This is a genomic window from Aeromicrobium sp. 9AM (genome assembly GCF_902506105.1).
GTDB lineage: Bacteria > Actinomycetota > Actinomycetes > Propionibacteriales > Nocardioidaceae > Aeromicrobium.
The window spans coordinates 1300913-1324343 of record NZ_LR733304.1 but is presented as its reverse complement, the minus strand read 5'-3'; the positions used below and the strand labels follow the sequence as shown (position 1 = coordinate 1324343).

Annotated in this window: 27 protein-coding genes; 17 read left to right on the top strand and 10 right to left on the bottom strand. The window is 67.5% G+C overall.

All coding sequences use genetic code 11. The annotated features are described in order from the left end of the window. Window position 1: 1 nt before the first annotated feature. The 6 genes from BOSE46_RS12780 (at window position 2) to BOSE46_RS12755 (ending at window position 8330) form a co-directional block, all read left to right on the top strand. A complete protein-coding gene (locus BOSE46_RS12780; protein WP_159540602.1) occupies window positions 2–685 on the top strand; it encodes an RDD family protein in 684 nt (227 codons plus the stop codon). A 173-nt stretch (window positions 686–858) separates the two neighbouring features. Then, a complete protein-coding gene (locus BOSE46_RS12775; RefSeq protein ID WP_201299628.1) occupies window positions 859–3654 on the top strand; it encodes an aconitate hydratase in 2796 nt (931 codons plus the stop codon). A 237-nt stretch (window positions 3655–3891) separates the two neighbouring features. Further along, a complete protein-coding gene (locus tag BOSE46_RS12770; protein WP_201299627.1) occupies window positions 3892–4944 on the top strand; it encodes a sugar ABC transporter substrate-binding protein in 1053 nt (350 codons plus the stop codon). A 101-nt stretch (window positions 4945–5045) separates the two neighbouring features. Next, the gene (locus tag BOSE46_RS12765; protein ID WP_159540599.1) at window positions 5046–5825 is read left to right on the top strand and encodes an ATP-binding cassette domain-containing protein; all 780 of its coding nucleotides are present in this window, start codon (window positions 5046–5048) and stop codon (window positions 5823–5825) included. 12 nt (window positions 5826–5837) lie between these two features. Next, entirely contained in the window at window positions 5838–7103 is a 1266-nt protein-coding gene (locus BOSE46_RS12760) for a sugar ABC transporter permease (RefSeq protein WP_159540598.1), read from the top strand. A gap of 3 nt (window positions 7104–7106) precedes the next feature. Next, entirely contained in the window at window positions 7107–8330 is a 1224-nt protein-coding gene (locus tag BOSE46_RS12755) for an ROK family transcriptional regulator (RefSeq protein ID WP_159540597.1), read from the top strand. 10 nt (window positions 8331–8340) lie between these two features. Here BOSE46_RS12755 and gap read toward each other — a convergent pair whose 3' ends face one another. Both gap and BOSE46_RS12745 read right to left on the bottom strand, forming a co-directional pair. After that, the gene (gap, locus tag BOSE46_RS12750; RefSeq protein WP_159540596.1) at window positions 8341–9336 is read right to left on the bottom strand and encodes a type I glyceraldehyde-3-phosphate dehydrogenase; all 996 of its coding nucleotides are present in this window, start codon (window positions 9334–9336) and stop codon (window positions 8341–8343) included. A gap of 23 nt (window positions 9337–9359) precedes the next feature. After that, on the bottom strand, window positions 9360–9935 hold the full coding sequence (locus tag BOSE46_RS12745) for a TetR/AcrR family transcriptional regulator (protein WP_159540595.1): 576 nt from the start codon (window positions 9933–9935) through the stop codon (window positions 9360–9362). 74 nt (window positions 9936–10009) lie between these two features. Between BOSE46_RS12745 and sigJ the strand changes: the two genes are divergently transcribed. The 5 genes from sigJ to BOSE46_RS12720 all read left to right on the top strand — a co-directional run bounded on the left by sigJ (window position 10010) and on the right by BOSE46_RS12720 (window position 13498). Then, window positions 10010–10951: an RNA polymerase sigma factor SigJ gene (gene sigJ / locus BOSE46_RS12740; RefSeq protein WP_159540594.1), complete on the top strand. Its 942-nt coding sequence runs from the start codon at window positions 10010–10012 to the stop codon at window positions 10949–10951. A 79-nt stretch (window positions 10952–11030) separates the two neighbouring features. Beyond that, window positions 11031–11960 (top strand): NAD(P)-dependent oxidoreductase, encoded by a 930-nt coding sequence (locus BOSE46_RS12735; RefSeq protein WP_159540593.1) that lies wholly within the window; start codon window positions 11031–11033, stop codon window positions 11958–11960. A gap of 82 nt (window positions 11961–12042) precedes the next feature. Further along, window positions 12043–12381 (top strand): helix-turn-helix transcriptional regulator, encoded by a 339-nt coding sequence (locus tag BOSE46_RS12730; RefSeq protein WP_159540592.1) that lies wholly within the window; start codon window positions 12043–12045, stop codon window positions 12379–12381. Between the two features lies 1 nt (window position 12382). After that, entirely contained in the window at window positions 12383–13027 is a 645-nt protein-coding gene (locus BOSE46_RS12725; RefSeq protein ID WP_159540591.1) for a dihydrofolate reductase family protein, read from the top strand. Window positions 13028–13036: 9 nt separating this feature from the next. Further along, on the top strand, window positions 13037–13498 hold the full coding sequence (locus tag BOSE46_RS12720; RefSeq protein WP_159540590.1) for an SRPBCC domain-containing protein: 462 nt from the start codon (window positions 13037–13039) through the stop codon (window positions 13496–13498). Window positions 13499–13517: 19 nt separating this feature from the next. Here the strand turns inward: BOSE46_RS12720 and BOSE46_RS12715 are convergent, their stop codons facing one another. After that, window positions 13518–14312, bottom strand: coding sequence for a PIG-L deacetylase family protein (locus BOSE46_RS12715; RefSeq protein ID WP_159540589.1), 795 nt, complete (start codon window positions 14310–14312; stop codon window positions 13518–13520). A gap of 41 nt (window positions 14313–14353) precedes the next feature. On the opposite strand from BOSE46_RS12715, the gene BOSE46_RS12710 reads away from it, so the two are divergent. Then, the gene (locus BOSE46_RS12710; RefSeq protein ID WP_159540588.1) at window positions 14354–14917 is read left to right on the top strand and encodes a dienelactone hydrolase family protein; all 564 of its coding nucleotides are present in this window, start codon (window positions 14354–14356) and stop codon (window positions 14915–14917) included. A 68-nt stretch (window positions 14918–14985) separates the two neighbouring features. After that, window positions 14986–15462, top strand: a complete 477-nt coding sequence (locus BOSE46_RS12705; RefSeq protein WP_159540587.1) for a VOC family protein — start codon at window positions 14986–14988, stop codon at window positions 15460–15462. Window positions 15463–15481: 19 nt separating this feature from the next. Here BOSE46_RS12705 and BOSE46_RS12700 read toward each other — a convergent pair whose 3' ends face one another. From BOSE46_RS12700 to BOSE46_RS12690, 3 genes are all read right to left on the bottom strand, one after another. Then, a complete protein-coding gene (locus tag BOSE46_RS12700) occupies window positions 15482–15913 on the bottom strand; it encodes a hypothetical protein (protein ID WP_159540586.1) in 432 nt (143 codons plus the stop codon). 39 nt (window positions 15914–15952) lie between these two features. Further along, window positions 15953–16291: a hypothetical protein gene (locus BOSE46_RS12695; RefSeq protein WP_159540585.1), complete on the bottom strand. Its 339-nt coding sequence runs from the start codon at window positions 16289–16291 to the stop codon at window positions 15953–15955. Between the two features lie 173 nt (window positions 16292–16464). Continuing rightward, window positions 16465–16665, bottom strand: a complete 201-nt coding sequence (locus tag BOSE46_RS12690; protein WP_159540584.1) for a hypothetical protein — start codon at window positions 16663–16665, stop codon at window positions 16465–16467. A 151-nt stretch (window positions 16666–16816) separates the two neighbouring features. Between BOSE46_RS12690 and BOSE46_RS12685 the strand changes: the two genes are divergently transcribed. After that, complete coding sequence (locus BOSE46_RS12685; RefSeq protein ID WP_159540583.1) at window positions 16817–17398, top strand: carboxymuconolactone decarboxylase family protein; 582 nt, start codon at window positions 16817–16819, stop codon at window positions 17396–17398. 89 nt (window positions 17399–17487) lie between these two features. On the opposite strand, the gene BOSE46_RS21720 is transcribed toward BOSE46_RS12685, so the two are convergent. After that, window positions 17488–17934 carry a DUF3592 domain-containing protein gene (locus tag BOSE46_RS21720; RefSeq protein ID WP_159540582.1) on the bottom strand — a complete coding sequence of 149 codons (447 nt, stop codon included), beginning with the start codon at window positions 17932–17934 and terminating at the stop codon, window positions 17488–17490. 426 nt (window positions 17935–18360) lie between these two features. Here BOSE46_RS21720 and BOSE46_RS12675 point away from each other — a divergent pair, with 426 nt between their 5' ends. From BOSE46_RS12675 to BOSE46_RS12665, 3 genes are all read left to right on the top strand, one after another. Next, window positions 18361–18933, top strand: coding sequence for a PadR family transcriptional regulator (locus tag BOSE46_RS12675; protein WP_159540581.1), 573 nt, complete (start codon window positions 18361–18363; stop codon window positions 18931–18933). Window positions 18934–19026: 93 nt separating this feature from the next. Beyond that, window positions 19027–19449, top strand: coding sequence for a DoxX family protein (locus BOSE46_RS12670; protein ID WP_159540580.1), 423 nt, complete (start codon window positions 19027–19029; stop codon window positions 19447–19449). A gap of 27 nt (window positions 19450–19476) precedes the next feature. Further along, window positions 19477–20310, top strand: coding sequence for an alpha/beta fold hydrolase (locus tag BOSE46_RS12665; RefSeq protein ID WP_159540579.1), 834 nt, complete (start codon window positions 19477–19479; stop codon window positions 20308–20310). Window positions 20311–20363: 53 nt separating this feature from the next. Here BOSE46_RS12665 and BOSE46_RS12660 read toward each other — a convergent pair whose 3' ends face one another. The 3 genes from BOSE46_RS12660 to xylA form a co-directional block, all read right to left on the bottom strand. Then, window positions 20364–20708 (bottom strand): hypothetical protein, encoded by a 345-nt coding sequence (locus tag BOSE46_RS12660; protein ID WP_159540578.1) that lies wholly within the window; start codon window positions 20706–20708, stop codon window positions 20364–20366. A gap of 370 nt (window positions 20709–21078) precedes the next feature. Further along, window positions 21079–22263: an ROK family transcriptional regulator gene (locus BOSE46_RS12655; protein WP_159540577.1), complete on the bottom strand. Its 1185-nt coding sequence runs from the start codon at window positions 22261–22263 to the stop codon at window positions 21079–21081. Further along, on the bottom strand, window positions 22260–23426 hold the full coding sequence (gene xylA / locus BOSE46_RS12650) for a xylose isomerase (RefSeq protein ID WP_159540576.1): 1167 nt from the start codon (window positions 23424–23426) through the stop codon (window positions 22260–22262). Before xylA ends, BOSE46_RS12655 begins: the two co-directional genes overlap by 4 nt. Window positions 23427–23431 lie beyond the last annotated feature (5 nt).

Below are 23431 nucleotides of genomic sequence, written 5' to 3'. Positions count from 1 at the left end.
CATGACCGAGTCCGGGACGATCAAGCAGCTGCGCCGGCAGGCTCTTGGGCACGACGCCCTGCTCTTCAGCGCCGCGTTCTCCTTGGGCGCGCTGGCCTACTTCATCGGTCGCGGCGTCCACGAGCTCGTCGCCGGCGGCGGTGACGACTTCTGGTCGATCAGCCTCTCCGACGACCTGATCCTCAGCGGGCTGATCGTGGGGGAGCTGTTCCTGATCTGGAACAACGGGCTGCGGCAAGGCGTGCGTGGGCACAGCATCGGCAAGCACCGCGTCGGGCTGGCGGTCGTCGACGCCGGCGACGGCGCGCCCACCGGCGCTGCCCGGGGAATCCTGCGCGGCGTGATCATGGCGGTGCTGCTGGACCTGGCCGTCGCGGCGATCCCGATCGGCCTGCCCACGGTCTTCCGACGGCTCACGCCCGAGAGCTGGCACTTCGGCGGCGCGGCCTACCTCGCCCTCATCGTCCTGGTCGTCCCGCTGCTGATCTCGAGCGATCGTGGATTCGCCGACCGCATCGCCCGCACCAAGGTCGTACGGGGGAGCGGCCCCGACGCGATGACCACGGACGGCCGCCAGCGAATCCTCGTCGCGCTCGACGTTGCCGGAGTTGCCGGGCTGCTCGCGGTGGCGGTCGTCTACATCGCCTGGTTCTCGCCGCTCCTGCAGTTCCCCAAGCCGTTCTGACGGTGCGTCTCGATCGAGACCCGGTTCCTGAGGAGCGAGGCACGAGCGTCTCGAAGGACGACATCATGTATCTTGATGTCAAGAGACATTCGCGCACTGAGGTTAGGTCAGCCTGACCATGCGCCGCGCAGCGATGCTGGGCAGGATGGAAGACGACGCGAAGGAGAATGACGATGGCCGTCGACAGCTTTGGATCGAAGGACTCCCTCACAGTCGGGGACTCCACGTACGACTACTACCGCCTCGACGCGGTGACCGGTGACGGACTCGACGTCTCGAGCCTCCCGTTCAGCCTCAAGGTGCTCCTCGAGTCGCTGCTGCGCACCGAGGACGGCGCCGACATCACGAAGGCCGACATCGAGGCCCTCGCCGGCTGGGATGCGAACGCCGAGCCCAGCAAGGAGATCCAGTTCACGCCCGCCCGCGTGATCATGCAGGACTTCACCGGCGTCCCGTGCGTCGTCGACCTCGCCACGATGCGTGAGGCCATGGCCGACCTCGGCGGCGACGCGACCAAGATCAACCCGCTCGCACCGGCCGAGATGGTCATCGACCACTCCGTCATCGCCGACGTCTTCGGCACGCCCGAGGCGTTCGAGCGCAACGTCGAGATCGAGTACGAGCGCAACCGCGAGCGCTACCAGTTCCTCCGCTGGGGCCAGGGCGCGTTCGACGACTTCAAGGTCGTCCCGCCCGGCACCGGCATCGTCCACCAGGTCAACATCGAGAAGCTCGCCCGCGTCGTCTTCGACAAGGACGGAACCGTCTACCCCGACTCGTGCGTCGGCACCGACTCGCACACCACGATGGTCAACGGTCTTGGCGTGGTCGGCTGGGGCGTCGGCGGCATCGAGGCCGAGGCAGCGATGCTCGGCCAGCCGATCAGCATGCTGATCCCGCGCGTCGTCGGCTTCAAGCTGTCGGGCGAGCTGCCCGAAGGTGCCACCGCGACCGACCTCGTCCTCGTCATCACCGAGATGCTCCGTGAGCACGGAGTCGTCGGCAAGTTCGTCGAGTTCTACGGCTCCGGCGTCGGTGCCGTCCCGCTGGCCAACCGCGCCACGATCGGCAACATGAGCCCCGAGTACGGCTCGACGATCGCGGTCTTCCCGATCGACGACGAGACCACCAAGTACCTCCGCCTGACGGGCCGCACCGACCAGGAGATCGCGCTCGTCGAGGCATACGCCAAGGCGCAGGGCCTGTGGCACGACGCCGACAAGGAGCCGCGCTACTCCGAGTACCTCGAGCTGGACCTCGGCGACGTCGTCCCGTCGATCGCCGGCCCCAAGCGTCCCCAGGATCGCGTGTCGCTCACCGAGAGCAAGCAGTCGTTCCGCGGTGCGCTCGCGGCCTATGTCGATGCCGACGCCGATGCCATCTCGGGCGAGTGGGACGAGTCGCTGGAGGAGTCGTTCCCGGCCTCCGACCCGCCGTCCAACGAGCACGCCGACGGCCAGACGCCGGCACGCGACTACCTGAGCTGTGCCCCCGCTGACGGCGGGCGACCCAGCAACCCGCAGGAGGTCACGCTCGAGGACGGCGCGACGTTCGTGCTCGACCACGGTGCTGTGACGATCGCGGCGATCACGTCGTGCACCAACACGTCCAACCCGTCGGTCATGATCGGCGCCGGACTGCTGGCCAAGAAGGCCGTCGAGAAGGGCCTGCAGCGCAAGCCGTGGGTCAAGACGACGCTGGCCCCAGGGTCCAAGGTCGTGACGGACTACTACGAGAAGTCCGGGCTCAACGTCTACCTGGACAAGCTCGGCTTCAACCTCGTCGGTTACGGGTGCACGACGTGCATCGGCAACTCCGGCCCGCTGATCCCCGAGGTCAGCCAGGCCGTCAACGAGGGCGACCTCGCCGTCACCGCAGTGCTGTCGGGCAACCGCAACTTCGAGGGTCGCATCAACCCCGACATCAAGATGAACTACCTCGCGTCCCCGCCGCTGGTCATCGCCTACGCGCTGGCCGGCTCGATGGACGTCGACCTCTACGCCGAGCCGCTCGGCCAGGACGCCGACGGCAACGACGTGTTCATGAAGGACATCTGGCCGACCCCGCAGGAGATCGAGGACGTCATCGCGACCTCGATCGACTCCGACACGTTCAGCCGCGAGTACGCCGACGTGTTCGCCGGCGACGAGCGCTGGCAGAACCTGTCGACGCCCGACGGAGACGTGTTCGAGTGGGACCCCGAGTCGACCTACGTCCGCAAGGCCCCCTACTTCGACGGCATGGACCGTGAGCCGTCGCCGGTCGAGGAGGTCACAGGTGCCCGCGTGCTGCTCAAGCTCGGCGACTCGGTCACGACGGATCACATCAGCCCCGCCGGTGCGATCAAGAAGGACAGCCCGGCCGGCACGTACCTGTCGGAGCACGGCATCGAGCCGCGCGACTTCAACTCGTACGGATCGCGTCGCGGCAACCACGAGGTCATGATCCGCGGCACGTTCGCCAACATCCGCCTGCGCAACCAGATGGCGCCGGGCACCGAGGGCGGCTTCACCCGCAACCTCATCGATGGTGGCGAGGTCACGTCGGTGTTCGAGGCGTCCGAGGCCTACCAGGCAGCCGGCGTCCCGCTGGTCGTCCTGTCCGGCAAGGAGTACGGCTCCGGCTCGTCGCGCGACTGGGCCGCCAAGGGCACCGCGCTGCTGGGCGTCAAGGTCGTCATCGCCGAGTCCTACGAGCGCATCCACCGCTCCAACCTGATCGGCATGGGCGTCCTCCCGCTGCAGTACCCGGAGGGCCAGAACGCCGAGTCGCTCGGGCTGACGGGGGAGGAGACGTTCGACTTCATCGGCATCACCGAGCTCAACGAGGGTCGTACGCCCAAGACCGTCCACGTGAAGGCCGGAGACGTCGAGTTCGACGCCGTGGTCCGCATCGACACGCCGGGTGAGGCCAACTACTACCGCAACGGCGGCATCATGCCGTACGTGCTGCGCAGCCTGCTCGACTGAGCATCTCCGCAGGTCAAGGGCACCGCCGTCATGGCGGTGCCCTTGCTGCGTCCTGGCGTAATCGTCCCGTAACCATTTGTTGTCTGAATCGCTGGACGTGACCCCAGTCACGGTATAGGTTGTGGCAAACAACAAACGCGTCACGTGGACGAAATAATGTCGGCCCCGGCGCACTACTGGAGGAAATAGGAGGCGGTCTGTGTGAAGCGGACACGCAATCTCGTACTTGTAGGAATCATGGGTGCGAGCCTCGCGCTCAGCGCCTGCGGCGGCAGCAGTGACGGCAGCGACGGCGGCGGTGGCGGCAGCAAGGACAAGGCCGGCAAGATCGGCGTCATCCTGCCCGACACCAAGTCCTCGGTCCGCTGGGAGAGCGCCGATCGTCCCGCCCTGGAGAAGGCCTTCAAGGCTGCTGGAGTCAAGTACGACATCCAGAACGCCGAGGGTGACGCCGACAAGATGGCCACCATCGCCGACGGCATGATCACCGACGGTGTGACGGTCCTCGCGATCGTCAACCTCGACTCGGACTCCGGTTCGGCCATCGAGGAGAAGGCCAAGAAGCAGGGCGTCAAGACGATCGACTACGACCGTCTGACGCTGGGCGGCTCGGCTGACGTCTACATCTCGTACGACAACAGCAAGGTCGGTGCGCTCCAGGGCGAGGGACTCAAGAAGTGCCTCGGCGACAAGGATGCCAACCTCATCTACCTCAACGGTTCGCCGACCGACAACAACGCGACGCTGTTCTCGCAGGGCGCTCACAGCGTCCTCGACAAGGTCTCGACCTACAAGAACGTCGCTGAGCAGGCCGTCCCGGACTGGGACAACGACAAGGCCGTCACGATCTTCGAGCAGCTCTACACCAAGGTCGACGGCAAGGTCGACGGCGTCTACGCGGCCAACGATGGTCTCGCGGGCGGCGTCATCTCGATCCTCAAGAAGAACGGCCAGAACGGAAAGGTCCCGGTCACGGGCCAGGACGCCACGGTCGAGGGTCTGCAGAACATCCTCACGGGTGACCAGTGCATGACGATCCAGAAGTCCGCCACGGGTCAGGCCGGCGCGCTCGCCAAGGCAGCCATTGCCATGGCCAAGGGCGACAAGGCTGAGACCACGGGCACCGTCAAGGACGACACGGGCAAGCGTGACGTCCCGGCGATCCTTCTGGACCCGGTTGCGATCGACAAGTCGAACGTCAAGGCTGTCATCGACTCGGGCGACATGAAGGCCTCCGACCTGTGCACCGGCGCCTACGCCAAGCTGTGCACTGACGCTGGCATCAGCTGATTGCTGAGGGTGCGGTCCTCCGGGCAAACTCCGGGGGGCCGCACCCGATGCTGTCTTCGCACCACCTCATCTCGGACCCTGCACCCCCTGGAAGGCTCACCATGAGCGATTCGACCCCCCTCCTCGAGCTTCGAGGAATCAACAAGAGCTTCGGTGTGGCCCACGTCCTCCATGACGTCGACCTCGCCATCTATCCCGGACAGGTCACCGCGCTCGTCGGTGACAACGGCGCCGGCAAGTCCACCCTCGTCAAGGCCCTGGCCGGCATCTACCCGATCGACACCGGCGAGTACGTCTTCGACGGCAAGCCCGTCAACGTGCACGGCCCCAAGGACGCCGGTGCCCTCGGCATCGAGGTCGTCTACCAGGACCTCGCCCTGTGTGAGAACCTCGACATCGTCGAGAACATGTTCCTCGGCCGCGAGAAGAAGAACGGCATCGTCCTCGACGAGACCACGATGGAGTCCAAGGCCCGCGAGGCGCTGACCTCGCTGTCGGTCCGCACCGTCAAGTCCGTACGCCAGAGCGTCGCGAGCCTCTCCGGTGGCCAGCGGCAGACCGTCGCCATCGCCAAGTCGGTGCTGTGGAACTCGCGCATCGTGCTCCTCGATGAGCCGACCGCCGCTCTCGGAGTCGCGCAGACGCGTCAGGTGCTCGACCTCGTCCGCCGCCTCGCCGACTCCGGCGTGGGCGTGCTGCTGATCTCGCACAACCTGACGGACGTCTTCGAAGTGGCCGACCGCATCACGGCGCTCTATCTCGGCCGAGTCGCTGCCGATGTCGCCACCAAGGACGTCACGTCCCGCCAGGTCGTCGAGCTCATCACGACCGGACATTCATCTGACCTCGACGGTGCCGCGGCGCCATCCACCACGGCCTGATCGGGAGACATCATGACCGACATCATCACTGAATCCGAGGAGGCGGGCTTCGCGTCCGACCTCACTCAGTCCACGACCTTCGGCGAGTCCGTCCAGGCCTACATCAGCCGTGTGCGCGGCGGGGAGATGGGCGCACTGCCGTCCGTCCTCGGCCTCGTCGTGCTGTTCATCGTGTTCAACTTCGCCAACGACCGGTTCCTGTCGAACCTCAACTTGGCCAACCTGCTCACTCAGTCGGGCTCGATCATCATCCTCGCGATGGCGCTCGTGCCCGTCCTGTTGCTTGGCGAGATCGACCTGTCGGCCGGTTACGCGGGCGGCGTGGCCGCCTGTGTGATGGGCGTCCTGATGGTCGAGCACGATCAGACCTGGGTCGTCGCGGTCGCCGCGGCGCTGCTGACCGGTGCCGCCATCGGGCTGGTGATCGGCCTTCTGGTCTCGAAGCTCGGCGTCCCGTCGTTCGTCGTGACTCTGGCGTTCTTCCTGGGCCTGCAGGGCGTGTCCCTCAAGCTGATCGGTGAGGGCGGATCGGTCCGCATCAACCAGGAAGTCATCAGCGGAATCGCCAACAACAACATGGGCGTGGCGGCAGGTTGGATCGCCGCACTCGTGATCATCCTCGGGTTCGCTGCCCTGAGGCTCATCCAGCACCGCCGCAAGGTGTCGCTCAGCCTGCAGCACCAGCCGCTGGCAGTGGTCGTCGGCCAGATCATCGCGGTCGCAGCCGTGCTGGTTGTCGTGACGTACGTGCTCAACCAGAACCGCAGCGTCAATCCCAACTTCCCGATCAAGGGAATCCCGTACGTCCTGCCGTTCGTCGTCGTGCTCTTGATCTTCTGGTCGTTCATGCTCGGCCGCACGACGTGGGGTCGTCACGTCTACGCCGTCGGCGGCAACGCCGAAGCGGCCCGTCGCGCCGGCATCAACGTCGACCGCATCCGCATCTCGGTGTTCATGATCTGCTCGTCGATGGCAGCGCTGAGCGGCATCGTCGCGGCGTCGTACGGCGGCAAGGTCTCGACCTCGTCCGGTGGCGGCAACGTCCTGCTCTATGCCGTGGGCGCGGCCGTCATCGGCGGTACGAGCCTGTTCGGCGGCAAGGGCAAGGCCAGTGACGCGGTCATCGGCGGTCTCGTGATCGCCACGATCGCCAACGGCCTCGGTCTGCTGGCTCAGGCGTCGTACATCAACTTCCTCGTCACCGGCGGCGTGCTTCTGCTAGCGGCCAGCGTGGATGCGATTTCCCGCCGGCGTCGCTCCGCGACAGGTCTGGGATAGCCCATGGCTACAGCCGGACGCTCGGGGGTCGGCACGAATCAGGAGGACGTTCGCCGGCACAATCTCGGGACAGCTCTCGGGCACGTGCATCGCGCGGGTCGGATCTCTCGTGCCGAGCTGACGGCTCGGATGGGTCTCAACCGCAGCACGATCGCGGGTCTGGTGACCGAGCTGGAGTCCCTGGGGCTGGCCGATCAGGCCAAGCCCTCAGGGACCCGGATCGGCGCCGGGCGCCCGTCGGTCGACGTCAAGGCCCGCACGGGCGCGTACGTCCTGGCGGTCGACCTCCGGGTCGACGGCCTGACGGTCGCCCGCGTCGGCCTGGGCGGGGTCATCCGTGCCCGGGCCACCGGTCCGGTCCCGTCTGACCACGACCCCGACGCCATCGCGGCGTCGGTGGTCGACCTGATGCGACTCGTCGTCCGCGACGTCGAGCCCAACGCCGCTTTGGTCGGCGTGGGGCTCGGCGTGCCGGGCATCATCCGCGCTGACGACGGGCTCGTACGCCTGGCACCCAACCTCGGCTGGCAGGACGTGCCGTTCGCCAAGATCCTCTCCGAGAAGATCGGCCCGGTCGGCATGCCCGTGCTGGGCAATGATGCCGACCTCGGAGCGTTGGCCGAGCACCTGCGCGGTGCCGGTGTCGGGGTCGAGGACCTGGTCTACCTGTCCGGCGAGGTGGGCGTCGGTGCCGGCGTCATCGTCGGCGGCCGCAAGCTCGAAGGTGCCGGCGGTTATGCCGGCGAGATCGGCCACATGCCCTTCATCCCCGGCGGCAAGCTGTGCCACTGCGGTGCGCACGGCTGCTGGGAGACCGAGATCGGTGCGCCCGCGATCGCCCTGGCCATCGGCTGCCCGTCCGAGCAGGTCGGCGCGCTGGGGGAGTTCCTCGAGGGCGTCCACGAGGCGACCCCCGACCTGCGCATCGTCGGCCAGCACCTCGGCCGCGGCCTCGCGGGTGCCGTCAACCTGCTCAACCCGCGGGTCATCGTGCTCGGCGGCTACCTGCGTTCGTTGTTCCCCCTCGTACGCGAGGACGTCGACAGCGAGCTCGCGGTGCACGCCCTGTCGGCACCGCGCGAGCAGGTGCTGGTGACGCTGCCCGGTCTCGGCGGTGACTCGGTGCTGCACGGCGCAGCCGAGCTGGCCTTCGAGCCCTTGCTGGCCGACCCGGTGGGCCGGCTCGCGAACGCCTGCCTCGACGTGGACTCGGCGCTCGCGAGCTGACGCGCTGCGCCTAGGCGCCGATGCGCTCGGACAGGTCGAGGAGCCGGTTCGAGAAGCCCCACTCGTTGTCGTACCAGGCGAAGATCTTGACCTGGTTGCCGACGACCTGGGTCAGGGGAGCGTCGAAGATCGCGGAGGCCGGGTTGCCGACGATGTCGGCCGACACGATGGGCGCCTCGGAGTAGGCGAGGTAGGGCGACAGCTCCGCGCCCTCTGAGGCTGCGCGGAAGGCGGAGTTGACCTCCTCGACGGTGGCCGGCTTCGTCAGCTGGACCGTGAGGTCGGTGATGGAGCCGACGGGCACGGGCACGCGCAGCGCGAGACCCGTGAGCTTGCCGTCGAGCTCGGGGATGATCCGACCGATCGTCTTGGCGGCGCCGGACGAGGTCGGGATCGTGGACATGGCGGCGGCGCGGGCCCGCCGCAGGTCGCCGTGCGGGGCATCGTGCAGGCGCTGGTCACTGGTGTAGGCGTGGATCGTCGTCATGAGCCCGGACTCGATGCCGAACGCCTCGTGCAGCACCTTGGCCATCGGGGCGAGGCAGTTGGTCGTGCAGGAGCCGTTGGAGAGCACGTCGCCGGCCGCGTCGATCGCGTCGTCGTTGACGCCCAGCACCACCGAGGGCACGTCGCCTGACGCCGGGGCGGAGATGATGACCTTGCGCGCGCCGGCGGCCAGGTGGTCACGCGCGCTGGCCGCGTCGGTGAACCGACCGGTCGACTCGATGACGACGTCGACCCGCTCGTCTCCCCACGGGATGTTGGCCGGCTCGCGCTCTGCGGTGACGCGAATCCGCGCATCGCCGACGACGATGGCGTCGCGGTCGACCTGCACCCCGTCGAGATGCCCGCTGATCGAGTCCCACTCGAGCAACGACGCAAGCGTCGCGGCGTCGGCGATGTCGTTGATCGCGACGACCTCGATGTCGGCGTCGCTGCGCAGGGCGGCTCTCAGGTAGCTGCGGCCGATCCGGCCGAAGCCGTTGATCCCGATGCGTACGGTCATGGGGTTTCTCCTTCGTGGGTGGGTCAGTCGTGGGTGGCGGCCGCGTGCGCGGCGTCGAGCAGGGACACGGCGCCCCGGACGGCTGCGTCCATCGGCGCCTGGTCGCCCTTGGCCCGGGCGAGCACGTAGCCGCCCTGGATGACCGCGGCCAGGGTGCGGGCCAGATCGGCGGGGACGACGCTCGTGGGCAGCTCTCCTGCGGCTATCGCGTCGGCGATCGCCTGCTCCCAGCGCCCCAGGGCGATGTCGAACGCGTTCGCGACGATCGCGATGAGCTCGGCATCCGCCACGACCTGCGGGTCCTGCGTCATCCGGCCGATGCGGCAGCCGCGGGTGCCCGGGCGGGGGACCGACAGGTAGCCCTTCAGGCGGTCGAGTGGCGAGCCGTCTCCCTCGAGCACCGACGAGCCTTCGGTCAGCACCTCGGCGACCTCCGTGAAGGTCTCGACGGCCAGGTCGTGCTTGCCGCTGAAGTGGTGGTACATGCTGCCCTGGCCGACCCCGGCGCGCGCCATGACGTCCCGCGGACTCGTGGCGGCGTATCCCCGTTCCCACAGCAGCTCGGCCATGGCCTCGGTCAGCTGTTCGCGTGCGCTCATACGAGAACTGTAACAACTAGTATGTACGGAACGGGGGTGGGGTGTACGCAGTGGGAAATGCCTACGATCGGATCGTGCCTGTGTCACGTGAGGATGTCGACCGGTTCGAGCGAGCGCGGCCGCGTCTGGAAGCGATCGCCTATCGTCTGCTCGGTTCGGCGGACGAGGCGCAGGACATGGTCCAGGAGACCTTCTTGCGCTGGCACGCCGCCGACATCGATCGGATCGAGGTTCCCGAGGCCTGGCTGACCAAGGTGCTCACGAACCTGTGCCTCAATCAGCTCACATCGGCCCGGGCACGGCGCGAGAGCTATGTGGGCCCATGGCTGCCGGAGCCGTTGCTCGGAGGCGACCCGATGCTCGGCCCGGCCGACACGGCCGAGCAGCACGAAGAGGTCACGTACGCGGTCCTCACGATGCTGGAACGACTGTCGCCCAACGAACGGGCGGTCTACGTGCTTCGGGAGGCCTTCGACTACCCGCATCGAGAGATCTCCGAGCTCCTCGACATCACCGAGGCAGCGAGCCAACAGATCCTGCACCGGGCCAAGGAGCACGTCGCACACGCGAAGGGCCGCCCCCAGATCGACAAAGCCGCCGCCCAGCGGATCGTCGAGGAGTTCATCGCAGCCGCCACCAGCGGTCAGACCGACGAGCTCGTACGCCTGCTCACCAAGGACGCCACCGCGATCGGCGACGGTGGCGGCAAGGTCCCGGCGCGCACCAAGGCGTTCGAGGGCGCGGTCGCGGTCGCGAGGTTCGTGTGGGGAATGGTCAAGCCGGGGCAGGCCAAGCGGGCCCTCGTCGGGGGATCGCCCGAGCTGTACGCCTGGACCGCCAACGGCGAACCGGCCGTCGTCGCCGTCGTGGAGGGCCAGGTCGTCGCCATCATGTGCCTGGAGGTCGGCGACGACGGCATCGAGGCGTGCCGTACGCAAGCCAACCCCGACAAGCTCGTACGTGCGACCGAGCAGTGGGCCACGGCTGGCCACGGGGAACCACTGTTCGTGATGTGACGGGCATCACGCGCAGCTCCTGTCAGGAAACGGGCGGCCATCCGGTTCAAGTGGCATCCGAACCGAACAGGAGCCGAACATGAGAATTCTGATTGCAGGAGCGACCGGGGCGATCGGTACGCAGCTGGTGCCGCGACTGACCGAGGCTGGGCACGAGGTGTTCGCCATGGTCCGCAAGAAGTCGGACGAGCCCAAGATGACCCGTATGGGCGCGGTGCCGGTCATGGCCGACGCACTGAACCGGGGCGAGGTCGAGGCTGCCGTACGCCAGGCAGCGCCTGACGTGATCGTCCACCAGCTGACCGCCATCGGGGACATCGACACCCGCCACTTCGAGCGCAGCTTCGCCGCCACCAACCGCCTGCGGACGGAGGGCACGGACAACCTGCTCGCAGCCGCACGCGCCGCGGGCGTACGCCGCTTCGTGGCTCAGAGCAACGGCGCGTTCACGTACGCCCGGACGGGAGGGCCGATCAAGGACGAGCGAGACCCGTTGGACGACTCACCCGTGCGCGAGATGGACGCGATGATCGGCGCGATCGAGCACCTGGAGAGCGCCGTGCTGGGTGCCACGTGGACCGAGGGGATCGTGCTGCGCTACGGCGCCTTCTATGGACCGGGCACGTCCATGGCGCCCGGGTCCGAGCAGTTCGAGATGATCCGCAAGCGCAAGTTCCCGGTCGTGGGCGACGGGGGAGGAGTGTGGTCGTTCGTCCACATCGCCGACGCAGCCGAAGCCACCGTCGCGGCGATCGAGAACGGCGAGCGCGGCGTCTACAACATCGTCGACGACGACCCTGCCACGGTCGCCGAGTGGTTGCCGGAGCTGGCCGCGATGCTGGGCGCCAAGAAGCCGATGCGCGTACCGCGGTTCGTCGGTCGGCTGGCCGCCGGCAAGGCGGGGGTCGTGCTCATGACCGAGCTGCGTGGCGCATCCAACGCCAAGGCAAAGCGGGAGCTGGGCTGGCGACCTGCGCACCCCACGTGGCGCGAAGGCCTGGCGGGGTAGCGGGTGTCGGCCGGCGACGGTGCCCCGCCGGCCACCTTTCGCCGGGTTGACGTACGCGTGCCCTTGGACAATAGTTAGGTGTATGCCTAAGTATTACGACGAGCTCGACGTCGTGCTCCGCGCTCTCGCGGATCCGACGCGCCGTGCCGTCGTGGAACGGCTGGCGAAGTCCCCGGCCGTCGTGTCCGAGCTTGCGGCGCCGTTCTCGATGGCGCTGCCCTCGCTGATGCAGCACCTGAAGGTGCTCGAGTACGCGGGAGTGGTCTCGTCGCAGAAGCACGGGCGAGTGCGCACCGTGAGCTTGCGACCGGGCGCTCTCGACGTGCTCCACCTGTGGCTCGGCGAGCAACGTACTCCTGCTGAGCACCAGGCCGACCGGCTTGGCACCCACCTCACTCGCACGTCCCCGAAGGGAACCTGACATGACTCGCGTTCGTATGGACCTGTTCACCTCGCTGGACGGCTACGTGCCGGCCGACCAGACGGCCGAGGACCCGATGGGCGCCGAGTGGGGACGCCTCACGGCGGCGTACGCCGCGACTCGTACGTTCCGCAAGAACGTCTTCGGCGACACCAGCGGTGAGGGCACGACCGGCGTCGACGAGCGGTACGCCGCTGCGTTCTCGGAGGGCATCGGCGCCGAGATCATGGGCGCGGCCATGTTCGGTCTCCACTCGTTCCCCGACGACCCGGACTGGAAGGGGTGGTGGGGTGACAAGCCACCGTTCGGCACGCCGGTCTACGTGCTCACCCACAGCGCCCCGCGCCGGTCGATCCCGATGGACGGCGGCACGACGTTCCACTTCCGCAACGCCCCGATCGAGGACGTGCTCACCGAGGCGACCAAGGCCGCCGACGGAGCGGACGTACGCGTCGGCGGGGGATACCGAACGGCACGCGCCTTCCTGCGCGCCGGCCTCGTCGACGACCTGCACCTCATGGTCGCCCCGATCTTCCTCGGCAAGGGGCACCGCCTGTGGGACGACCTCGCCGGCTTCGAGTTCACGCACACGGTGACGACGGAAGTCGCCGAGAGCGGCGAGATCCACGTCAGCCTCAAACGATAGGACGTACGCATGACGATCGAACGCCGCATCGCCCGCTCGGACTTCACCCTGACCCGCGACTACCCAGCCCCGGTGGAGCGCGTCTGGGCCGCGTTCGCGGACGAGGACGAGAAGCTGAGCTGGTGGGGCGCCGGCGACGCCATCGAGCACCGCGAGTGGGTGTTCGACTTCCGGGTCGGTGGGCGCGATGTCGCCGAGGGGAAGTTCCACAACGGTCCCGTGTCGCGGTACGAAGCCACGTACACCAACATCGTCGAGCACGCCCGCATCGTCACGACGTACGACATGTTTCTCGACGGGATCCACATGTCCACGTCGGTGGCCTCGCTCGAGTTCGAACCGATCGCCGAGGGCACCCGGTTCACGCACATCGAGCACGGCGCGTTCTTCGACCAGTTCTGGGCCGACGGGCCAAACCGGGAGATGGGCAGCCAGGGGCTGCTCGACGCCCTGGGCCGCTACCTCGCGTGATCAGGTGTGGCGGCCTTCGTCACGCGAGGCCCTCGAAGAGATCGGTCAGCATCGGTGCTCCAGGCGCCGACGGAGGCCAGGCGACCACGTGCCACTCGTCCTTGATGCGCTTGTCCCACTGCTCGAGGTTCTCCGGGTCGTCGGACATCACGTGGTGCTGGCTCCGGTGCTCACGCAGCCCGTCGCCGACGCGGCCGGCGACAGCGCGACAGTCGACGATGAGGCCGATCTGCTCGTCGGGCACTCCTCGCAGGTGGTAGACCTGCGTCGGGTCGAACTGGAAGAGGCCGAGCTCGGCCCGCCGTTGGTTCCACCGCTCGAAGACCGACTGGGGGATCGCACTGTGCACCAGCCGTTGCAACCCGGACCCGCCCCGACTGCGGACTCGGGCGAACGCCGCGTCTGTCGCGGCGCCGATCGTCACATGGTCGGGATGATTGGAGATCCCATCAGGTCCGAACGTCGACACGACGGCCGGTTGCTCCTCGACAAGGATCTGCTCGACCATCGCGACGACCTCGTCGAACGGCAGGGAAGCCACCCCGCCGTCCGGCAGCCCGAGCCATTCGTGCCGGTCCGGCTCCCGGCCAAGCGCGCGCCATGCCGCCTCGTCCTCGGCCTGGCGAACCGCCGCCAAGGTCTCGCGGGTGGCGGGGAATCCTTCGCGGATGTCGCCCAGCTCGCCGTACGTCGCGTGCACCAGGACGAACCGGAAGTCGGCCTCCTGCGCGTGGAGAGCGACGCTGCCGGCAACTGCGTGAGCGTCGTCATCGGGGTGCGCCACGACGCACACGAGGGTCCGGTTGGCCGCCATGCGACTCAGTATGGGCCGTGACCCGCTTGTAGGTTGTGCGTATGGCCGAGATCGTCCTGTTCCACCACGCCGGTGGCTTGACTGACGGAGTGGTCGCGTTTGCGCAGCGGTTGCGCGACGCCGGACACGAGGTTCATACGCCGGATCTCTTCGAGGGTCGCACGTTCGCAGATGTCCGCGAGGGCATGGCGTATGCCGACTCCGTCGGCGAGGACGTGATCGCGGCCCGAGCAGCAGAGATCGTGGCGCCGATGCCCCGCGACCTCGTCTACGGGGGACTGTCGATGGGTGCGGCGCGGGCCGCCGAGCACGTGCTGGCCCGCCCTGGCGCGCGGGCCGCATTCTTCCTGTACGGCGCCGTTGCGCCTTCGTGGTGGGCAGCGACGTGGCCGGAAGGCGTACGGTCGCAGGCGCACGTCGCCGCCGGCGATGAGTTCCGGGAACCAGCCGCCGAGGCGGAGTACGTGTCCGAAGTCGACGGCGGCGAGCTCTTCGTCTATCCGGTCCCCGGTCACTTGTTCGCCGAGACAGGGCACCCGGACCACGATGCAGATGCCGCAACACGTGCAACCGAACGAGTTCTCGCCTTCCTCGCCGAAGTCTGACCTACGGCGCTGGGTGAAAATGCCTTGAGTTGATGCGCTGCGTCCCCAGCTGCGGCATGCTGCGGAGTATGAGGCTCCCGATTGTCGGTGTGCGCCAGATCAAGCTCCCGGTCAGCGACCTGGCCCGCAGCGCTCGTTGGTACTCCGACCTGTTCGACCTCGAGCTGGCGGCTGAGTTCTACGAGGAGTCGGCAGTCCGAGGGGTCGTGCTCGCCGACCACGATGCGGGTTTCGTCATCGGCCTGCGCGAGCGCGAGTACTGCGCGAGCCAGCCGGTCCTCGATGGCTTCGATGTCTGCGCCTTCGCGGTCAGCACGCCCGAGCAGATGACGACCGTGACCGCCCGGTGTGACGAGCTCGGTGTCGTGCACGGCGAGATCGAGGACCGAGGCGAGTTCGGTGTCGCGATGGATGTGCCGGATCCGGATGGGACCGTTCTTCGTTTCGTGGCCGGCCCGCACACCGGACCAGCGGGGAGCTTCTTCGGTCTGGCGTTCGGGGCCGGACCACCAGAGTTCTACGACCAGCCGCGCCTCAGCTTCTAGCTGACAGCGGAGCTGGCGTCTATGCGCCCCAGTTGGGTGGGTGGGCCACATCCGTACGCTCCAGGTTGTCCTCGAGCGCGATCGGATATCGGGTCTCGCCCTTGTCGAGCTCGAGGGCCAGTGTCCATGCCTCCTGCGGCGGCAGTGGTCGGATCTCGCCGGTGCCGGTGCCGGTCCCGGTGCCGGTGTCCGTGAGCTCGAACTCGATCGCGTACTCACTGGGGTTCTGCAGGAGCGTCCACTGCTTGCCGTCCCGCTCGAAGTCGCGTATCCGGCGGTAGCCCGACAGCTCGCCGTCGCGCTCGGCGAGGACTTCTTCGGCGGTCCAGCCGGCCCGTATGTGCGAAAGGCGCTCCAGCTCAGCCTTCGGCACGGTGAAGTCCGCCGACCGGTAGCCGTGCCTGACGAGGATTCGGGTGCCGTCCGGCATGGTCGCGAACGCCTTGCCCATGGGTGGTCTCCTTGCGCTCGACGACGGGTGATTGATCCATCAGATCGACTTTCGTACCTCGTGGCGGAGGTGTGTCGCGTGTTGTCGGAGTAACCAGCCGAGTACGCAGCCGAGCCCGATTCCGGCGACCTGGGTTGCCAATGTGAATGCGAGAAAGATCGTGGCCAGTCCGATGAGGCCGATTCCTGCTGCCGCGATGGCGATCTGCGGCGTGAAGATCACCGATTCAGCGAGACCGAGCACGAGTCCAACTGCTACCGAGACAGCGATGCTGCTGTTGTGGAAGTCGTCGTCCAGCATGAACACCGAGCCCCAAGGGCTGGTCAGCACGGCCAAAGCCGCGACGTAGTTGGCAACAAGACACAGCGAGATGGCCACGCTGGGGCGTCGTACGTCGACCAGTGAGTCACTCACGCGATGACGATCTCACATGGCCCGCGACCGAACATCGAGTTTGGCGACAACGACGACCTGCGGGTTACCAGGGCGAGGCTGACCACCCCGCGAGGATCACGACATGCTCCGGAGTGCCGATGCTCGGCCGGTCGTTGTCAGCCGACCTTTCGGTACTTCCGGTGAATCGTCTGTCGGGTCACGCCGAGCAGAGTTCCGATCTCTGCCCAGCTGAGCCCGGTGTGGCGGGCCTTGCGAACTGCAACCTCCTCGCGACGACTCAGTTCGCGTTTGGCTTCAGCAACCGCAGCAAGTTCGCCGACAGGGCCGCTGTCGTCACCGTCCAGAGAAGTCTTCATGCTTGTCAGCATGTGCTGACAGGGATGGCGATGTCAAGAAGATTCACTGGCACCCGGCTGCCCGCGAGGCGCAGACAGATTTGTGTGCCCATGTCACAGCGCACCCTTCGATTTCGTCTCCAGTTGTAACCGCAGACAACAGGAGGACGACATGACCGGAACCACGAGAATTCCTGCCGCCGAGATCGCCGGCTTCAAGGGGGCGCTGATCAAGCGGTTCGCCAGGAAGGCTCTCGGCCAGGTGCCGAGCTCGCTCGGTGTGTACTGGCACAACCAGAAGGTGCTGATGGGCATGGCGAACTTCGGCGGCAAGGTGAAGAAGTGGGATGCATGCGACGAGCAGCTCAAGTCGTTCGCGCACATGGCCGTGGCGTCGCAGGTGGGCTGCAGCTGGTGTCTGGACTTCAACTACTTCGAGGCCAACAACTTGAACCTGGACATGGACAAGGCGCGGGAGATCCCACGCTGGCGCGAGTCGGACGCCTTCTCCTCGCTCGAGCGTGACGTGCTCACGTATGCCGAGGCGATGACGGTCACTCCGCCTGCGGTCAGCGACGAGATGGTTGCCGGACTTCGTGACCAGCTCGGCGACGCTGCCCTGGTGGAGCTGTCGGCGGTGATCGCGTTCGCCAACTTCACCACCCGGCCGAACGTGGCTATGGGCATCGAGTCGGACGGCTTCGCCGCCGCCTGTGGCCTCAAGCCGCTCGCGCAGCCTGCGGTCGCGGGGTAGTTGGGTGGTGGGGTACGCGCGGTTGCATCGAACCGTGGTGACCCGACTCGCTCGGGCAGCACATTCCGTCGCGGCCGCATGACGTGGGTCTAGTGCTGCTCGGAATTGACCCGTTCGGACGAGCGGGTTCGCAGGGTTCGGCGCGCACGTTCGGCTCGCACAAAGAGCAAGGCAAGGAGGAAGACGGCAAGTCCAGTGCCCGCCAGCCATTTGGGGCTGTCGTCGTACTTGGCCAATCGAGCGTTGCTGGGCGACGAAGCGTCGTAGTAGACAGTTGCCGGGCCTCCCCACTCGTAGCCACACCACCTCTTGCTGCGGTGGGGGGTGGTTCTATAGGTCTCTCCAGCAACCGTGTATCGGGCTGTCGGATAGCAGGTGCCTCCTCCGTTCCAGCCCATTGCGACCACCTTCCCGGTCGTAGTCGAGTCAGGGGCCAGCACGAGCGAGAGGGCAGCGGCGACCGCTAACGCCAGGGATACGCACGTCAGGGCCGCAGGGATTCCCCAGCAGCCGGCGATTCGGTGAGAACGCCTCATCTGCACTCCCGGTGATGTTGATGTCTGCGCTATCGAAGCATGCCTCGCGGCTCCGATCGCAGGGTTTGGACGTATCCCGCCATCGCGCCGAGACGGCAGCCGCAACCCACCCTGCGGGCGGGGGTGCGCGTATCGGAGGGCGCAGCTCTGCGCCAGACTGAGTTCCCCCACCAATTGGCGTTCGGAGCTGTCTCTATCGGAGGGCCACGAACGCGGCGGTGTGACGTACGTCCGACTCGCGCGAGCTGCACCACATTGGGGTGAGCATCGGCCTCACTGGCTTTGGAGGGTCTCCACCAGCACCGTTTGTAGGTCAGTGCTGACACCACCCGGACAGGAGGGCACCCTAGTGTGGGTGGGAGATGACACCGCGCTGGCGGGCGCGCAGGCGGAGCGAGTCCGAGCGGTTTGAGTGGAGGTGGGCGCATGTCGGCGACGAAGCTCCTGGTACTCGGTGTCGTGCACCTCTCCGGCGGCGCGCATGGCTACCAGGTGCGGTCCGAGCTGCAGAGCTGGGGTGTGGAGAGTTGGGCCAAGATCAAGCCGGGCTCGATTTATCACGCGCTGAAGAAGGCGGCGGCTGATGGCCTCCTCACCGAACACGCCGAGCCGGGCAACTCCGGGCCGGAGCGCGTTCTGTACCGCGTAACAGCTCGGGGACGTGACGAGATAGTCGAACTGGTCCGCGACGGTCTGCGGCGCACCCATGACCCCACCATGCTCAACGCGTCGATCGCCATGTTGCCCATGCTGACCAGGACAGATGCCATCGCGCACGTCAACGAGCGGTTCGCGCGCTTGGAAGCGGAGCTCGTAGAGCAGGCCAAGTGGCGGGAGCACCCGAACCCCGACATTCCCGAACACGTCCGCGATCAGGCCGAACTGTGGGCGGGACATGCACGCACCGAACTGGAGTGGGCGAAGAGTCTGAGCCAACGGCTGGCTGAGGGCGCCTACACCATGGCCGATGATCCGGGTTCGTGGCGAACGGCCCACTAATCAACCTTGACTAGACCCTCCTCCTCGTCTACTTTTGGCCGAGTAACCAAACTTGACTAGCAACGCGGGCCCGGACGCGGCAAGGAGAGCCAAATGAGCACCATCTTCAAGAACAGCTCGGAAACCGTTGCGCACACGCCCGGGCGGGCGAGCAGCATCGGGGTCTGGATTCTGCAAGTCGTGCTGGCGGCGATCATCGCCGGCGGCGGAATCTCGAAGCTCGCCGGCGACCCGGTCATGGTGGACATGTTCGCCGACATCGGGGCTGGCCAGTGGCTCCGATACCTGGTCGGAGCGGTGGAGGTCGCGGGAGGGGTTGGACTTCTGATCCCGGCTCTGGCGGGCCTGGCCAGTCTCGGGTTGGCGGCATTGCTGACCGGTGCTGTCATCACCGATCAGTTCGTGCTCGAGCAGAGCCCTTGGCTGCCGCTCGCCCTTCTCGTCGTGGCGGTCGTGATCGCAAGGGTGCGGTGGTCGCGCACCGAGGCCGTCGTCGGCACGCTGCTCAGGCGCTGAGACAAACCTCTCGAAAGGAGATGTGAGATGAACGAGATGGCCTTTCGCGTGACATCAAACGATGGCACCACCATCGCCTACGACCGGAAGGGAAGCGGCCCGGCTGTCGTCCTGGTAGGCGGCGCACAGGACGACGGAGCCGAGAACGCTCCCTTGGTACCTGCTCTCGCCGAGCACTTCACGGTTTACAACTATGCCCGTCGGGGACGCGGCGCGAGCGGCTTCACCGAGCCCTACGCCGTGGAAAGGGAGATCGAGGACCTGGATGCGTTGATCGCGGAGGCGGGCGGCTCGGCACACCTGTTCGGGGCGTCCTCTGGTGGCGCTCTGGCGCTGGAAGCCGCCGCGGCCGGGTCAGCCATCGACACGATCGCCGTGTGGGAGGTGCCCTACGCGGTCGGGGACGACATACGCCCGCGATTCGAGGAGTACGTTGCGGACACCCGACGCGCCTTTGACGCCGGGCGAGACGAGGAGGTTCTCGAACTGTTCATGCGCATGACCGGCGCCTCCGACGACAACATCGCGGCCAGGAAAGCGGCAGGCAAGCAGACGGCGCATTGGGCGGATTCGGTCGCCCTCGCGCCCACGCTGGTCCACGACAGCCTCTTCCTCAACCACTACCAGTTGCCGGCTGATCGACTGGCAACGGTCACCCAACCGGTCCTGGTCACCACCGGAGGACCGATCACGGTCCCCTACATGGCAGGCCTGCCCTCGGACTTCTTCGACCGCGCAGCCGACGAGCTTGCGGACCTGCTACCCCACGCTCAGCGGGAGACCCTCGAGGGGCCGGATCACGTCGTCGACCCACAGATCGTCGGCCCGCTGTTGCTACGGTTCTTCAGCAGCGAACACTGAGGGGCCCGCGAGGTGTTGGCTGACGAGCGATTAGGCATCGCGCAAGCCAGGACCTACGGGGCTTCCGGCACACTGACGGTTTCGGCGTCGACTACCTGACCCTCGGACAAGTATCGAAGGGAGATCGAGGACATACCGGGGTCGCGAAGCTGCCGGTACTCAAGGGTCAGAGACTCTGACCCGGACCCTCCGCCTTCCTCGATCGCAACCTGCGCGTCGTCAATGAACACTGCGACGTGTTCGCGAAGGCGCCACGGCGACTCGGCGGATTGTGGGTCGAAACGAGAGAGCGGCAGCCCTGTGACAACGAAGAAGAGCCAGAGCCGACCCGCCGCCCTTCCCACTGGTAGTCGGGTCATCGTGCAGTCGGCGAGTTCCACAGTGTGCTGGTCGGTCACGACCGAATCATCCCAGGGAGCGCAGTGACTGCTGCTGTCCGTCCCACGGTTGACTACTCGACTCGACTCGACTCGACTCGACCCGGCCGAGTCGCGGCGGAATGACTGTGAGGATCGCCAACGCAGCCTGATGGTGCTGGGCTGTGGTTGGTGACCGCGGGTGTGACCCTCGGAATGACTGGCTTTGTGCCTTGTTGCGACTTGTCCGCTCGTGGTCACCACATCGACACTTCGGATCAGCCACTTCCCGGACCCGCAGAACCGACGCTACAACCGGCCGCCCGCCGACGAAAGACTCCAACCGAGAACACGCTCTCAGCGGCGTCTTGACAACAGAAGGGAGCCGGAATGACGCGGTCCGCCGCAAGACTTACAGCGCCAGCGTGCCGGCGTAGACGTCGGCCAAGGCGTCTTCCGCGGCGCCCAGGGCAGCGGCGTGGATGCCGAGCGAGCTGAGGCGGATCTGCGGGAGGTGGATCGAGGCTGAGGGGAGGCGCTCGGCGAGGACTTCACCGGCGGCGGGGACGATGTAGGCGCCGAGGGGGACGAAGTAGCCGCCGAGGACGATCGCGGCAGGGTCGAGGACGGCGGCGAGGGTGGCCAGGCCGGTGCCGAGGTCGTGGCCGAGGGCCGCGAGGGCGTCGCGCATCCCGGCGTCGCGGGCGGCGCGGTTGGCGACGGTGGTGGCGGTCTGCAGGGGAGTGTTCTCCTCCTCCATGTCGACCGCGTTGAGCATGGCGCGCAGGCCGACGGAGGCCTCCCAGCAGCCCTTGCGGCCGCAGCCGCATACGCGCTTGGGGTTGCCGATCGGCATGTGGCCGACCTCGCCGGCGAACCCGGCACCGCCGCGGATGAGCCGGCCGTCCTGCACGATGCCGGCGCCGATGCCGATCGTGCCGGTGATGTAGAGCGAGTGCGAGACGTCGGTGGTGACGCCGTGCGCGGCCTCGGCGAGGGCAGCGCAGTTGGCGTCGTTGTCGATCGTGGTCGGGCAGCCGCCGCCGAACGCCTCCTCGAGCTCCTCGGCGAGGTGCCGGCCGTCCCAGCCGAGGTTGGGCGCCCACGAGACGGTGCGGTTGTCGTGCGCCACGAGACCCGGCACGGCGACGGTCGCGCCGACGACGGTGTGCCCCTCGCGCATCAGGGTCGTACGGATGTCGGTCGCCATGGAGATGAGCTCGGCCGTGCTGGGCGGCGTACCGGCCGTGGCGACCGGCCGGGTCTCGACGACCCGTACCTTGCCGGCCAGGTCGAGGGCGACGGCGGCGACGTAGTCGACGTTGACCTCGAGCCCGAGCCCGAGGATCGACTCACCCGTGAGCGTCACCGGCCGGCCGGGCCGCCCGCGACCCGAGGACACCGTGGCGTCCTGGGTCACGGCGCGGGCGGCCTCGAGCTCGGCGACGATCGTGCCGACGGTCGCCTTGGCCAACCCGGTACGCCGGGCCAGCTCCGTGCGAGTTGCCGGCCCGTGGGACCGCAGGGAGCGCAGCACGAGGCCGGTGTTCTGCCGGCGTACGTACTCCGTCCCTGTAGGGACCCCGGTGAGGGTCACCCGCCGCGCACCCCATAGAGGTACTCGAGCGCGAGCTGGTCGAGGTGCTCGAACCCGGCGCCGCGGACAGCGAGCTCGTCGGGATCGCCGAGCTGGGCGGCCTCCAGGTCTGCCCAGCCCTCACCCTCGGAAAGCGTCGGCTGCGCGAGCTCCGGCAGCTTGGCGGCGGCGAGCGCCTCCTGCACCTCCGGGTCGGCACGGAAGGCGAGGGCCTTCTCCCGCAGGACCAGGTAGTTGGTCATGCAGCCCTTGGCCGATGCCCAGACACCTTCGTCGTCCTCGGTGCGCGGGGTCTTGAAGTCGAAGTGCACAGGTCCGTCATACCCGCCGGACAGCAGCGTGTCGACGACCCAGAACGCACCGCGTACGTTGCCGGCGCCGAAACGGAAGTCCTGGTCGTAGCGGGGACCGGTCTGGCCGTTGAGGTCGATGTGGAACAGCTTGCCCTGCCACATCGCCTGCGCGTAGCCGTGTGCGGCGTTGAGGCCGGCCATCTCCTCGTGCCCGATCTCGGGGTTGACGCCGACGCTCTCGGAGCGGTCGAGGGTCTCGATGAACGCCAGCGCGTGGCCGATCGTCGGCAGCAGGATGTCGCCGCGGGGCTCGTTGGGCTTGGGCTCGATCGCGAACTTGATGTCGTAGCCCTTGTCGTGCACGAACTCGCCGAGCACGTTGAACGCCTCGCGGTAGCGGTCGAGCGCTGCCTGGACGTCCTTGGCCGCACCGGACTCCGCACCCTCGCGGCCGCCCCAGCAGACATACACCTTGGCGCCGAGCTCGGCGGCGAGATCGATGTTGCGCATCACCTTGCGGATCGCGAAGCGGCGCACCTCACGGTCGTTGGAGGTGAAGCCGCCGTCCTTGAACACGGGGTGGGTGAACAGGTTGGTCGTGGCGGTCGTGACGACCAGGCCGGTGTCGGCGAGGCCCTTCTTCCAGCGGTCGATGATCTGCGTGCGGGTCGCATCGTCCGAGCCGAACGGGATCAGGTCGTCGTCGTGGAAGTTGACGCCGTACGCACCGAGGTCCGCGAGCTTCTCGAGGGCGTAGATCGGGTCCATCGGCGCGCGGGTCGGCTCGCCGAACGGGTCGCGACCGGGGTAGGCGACGGTCCACAGGCCGAAGGAGAACTTGTCGGAGGGTGACGGGGTCGGGATGCTCATGGGAG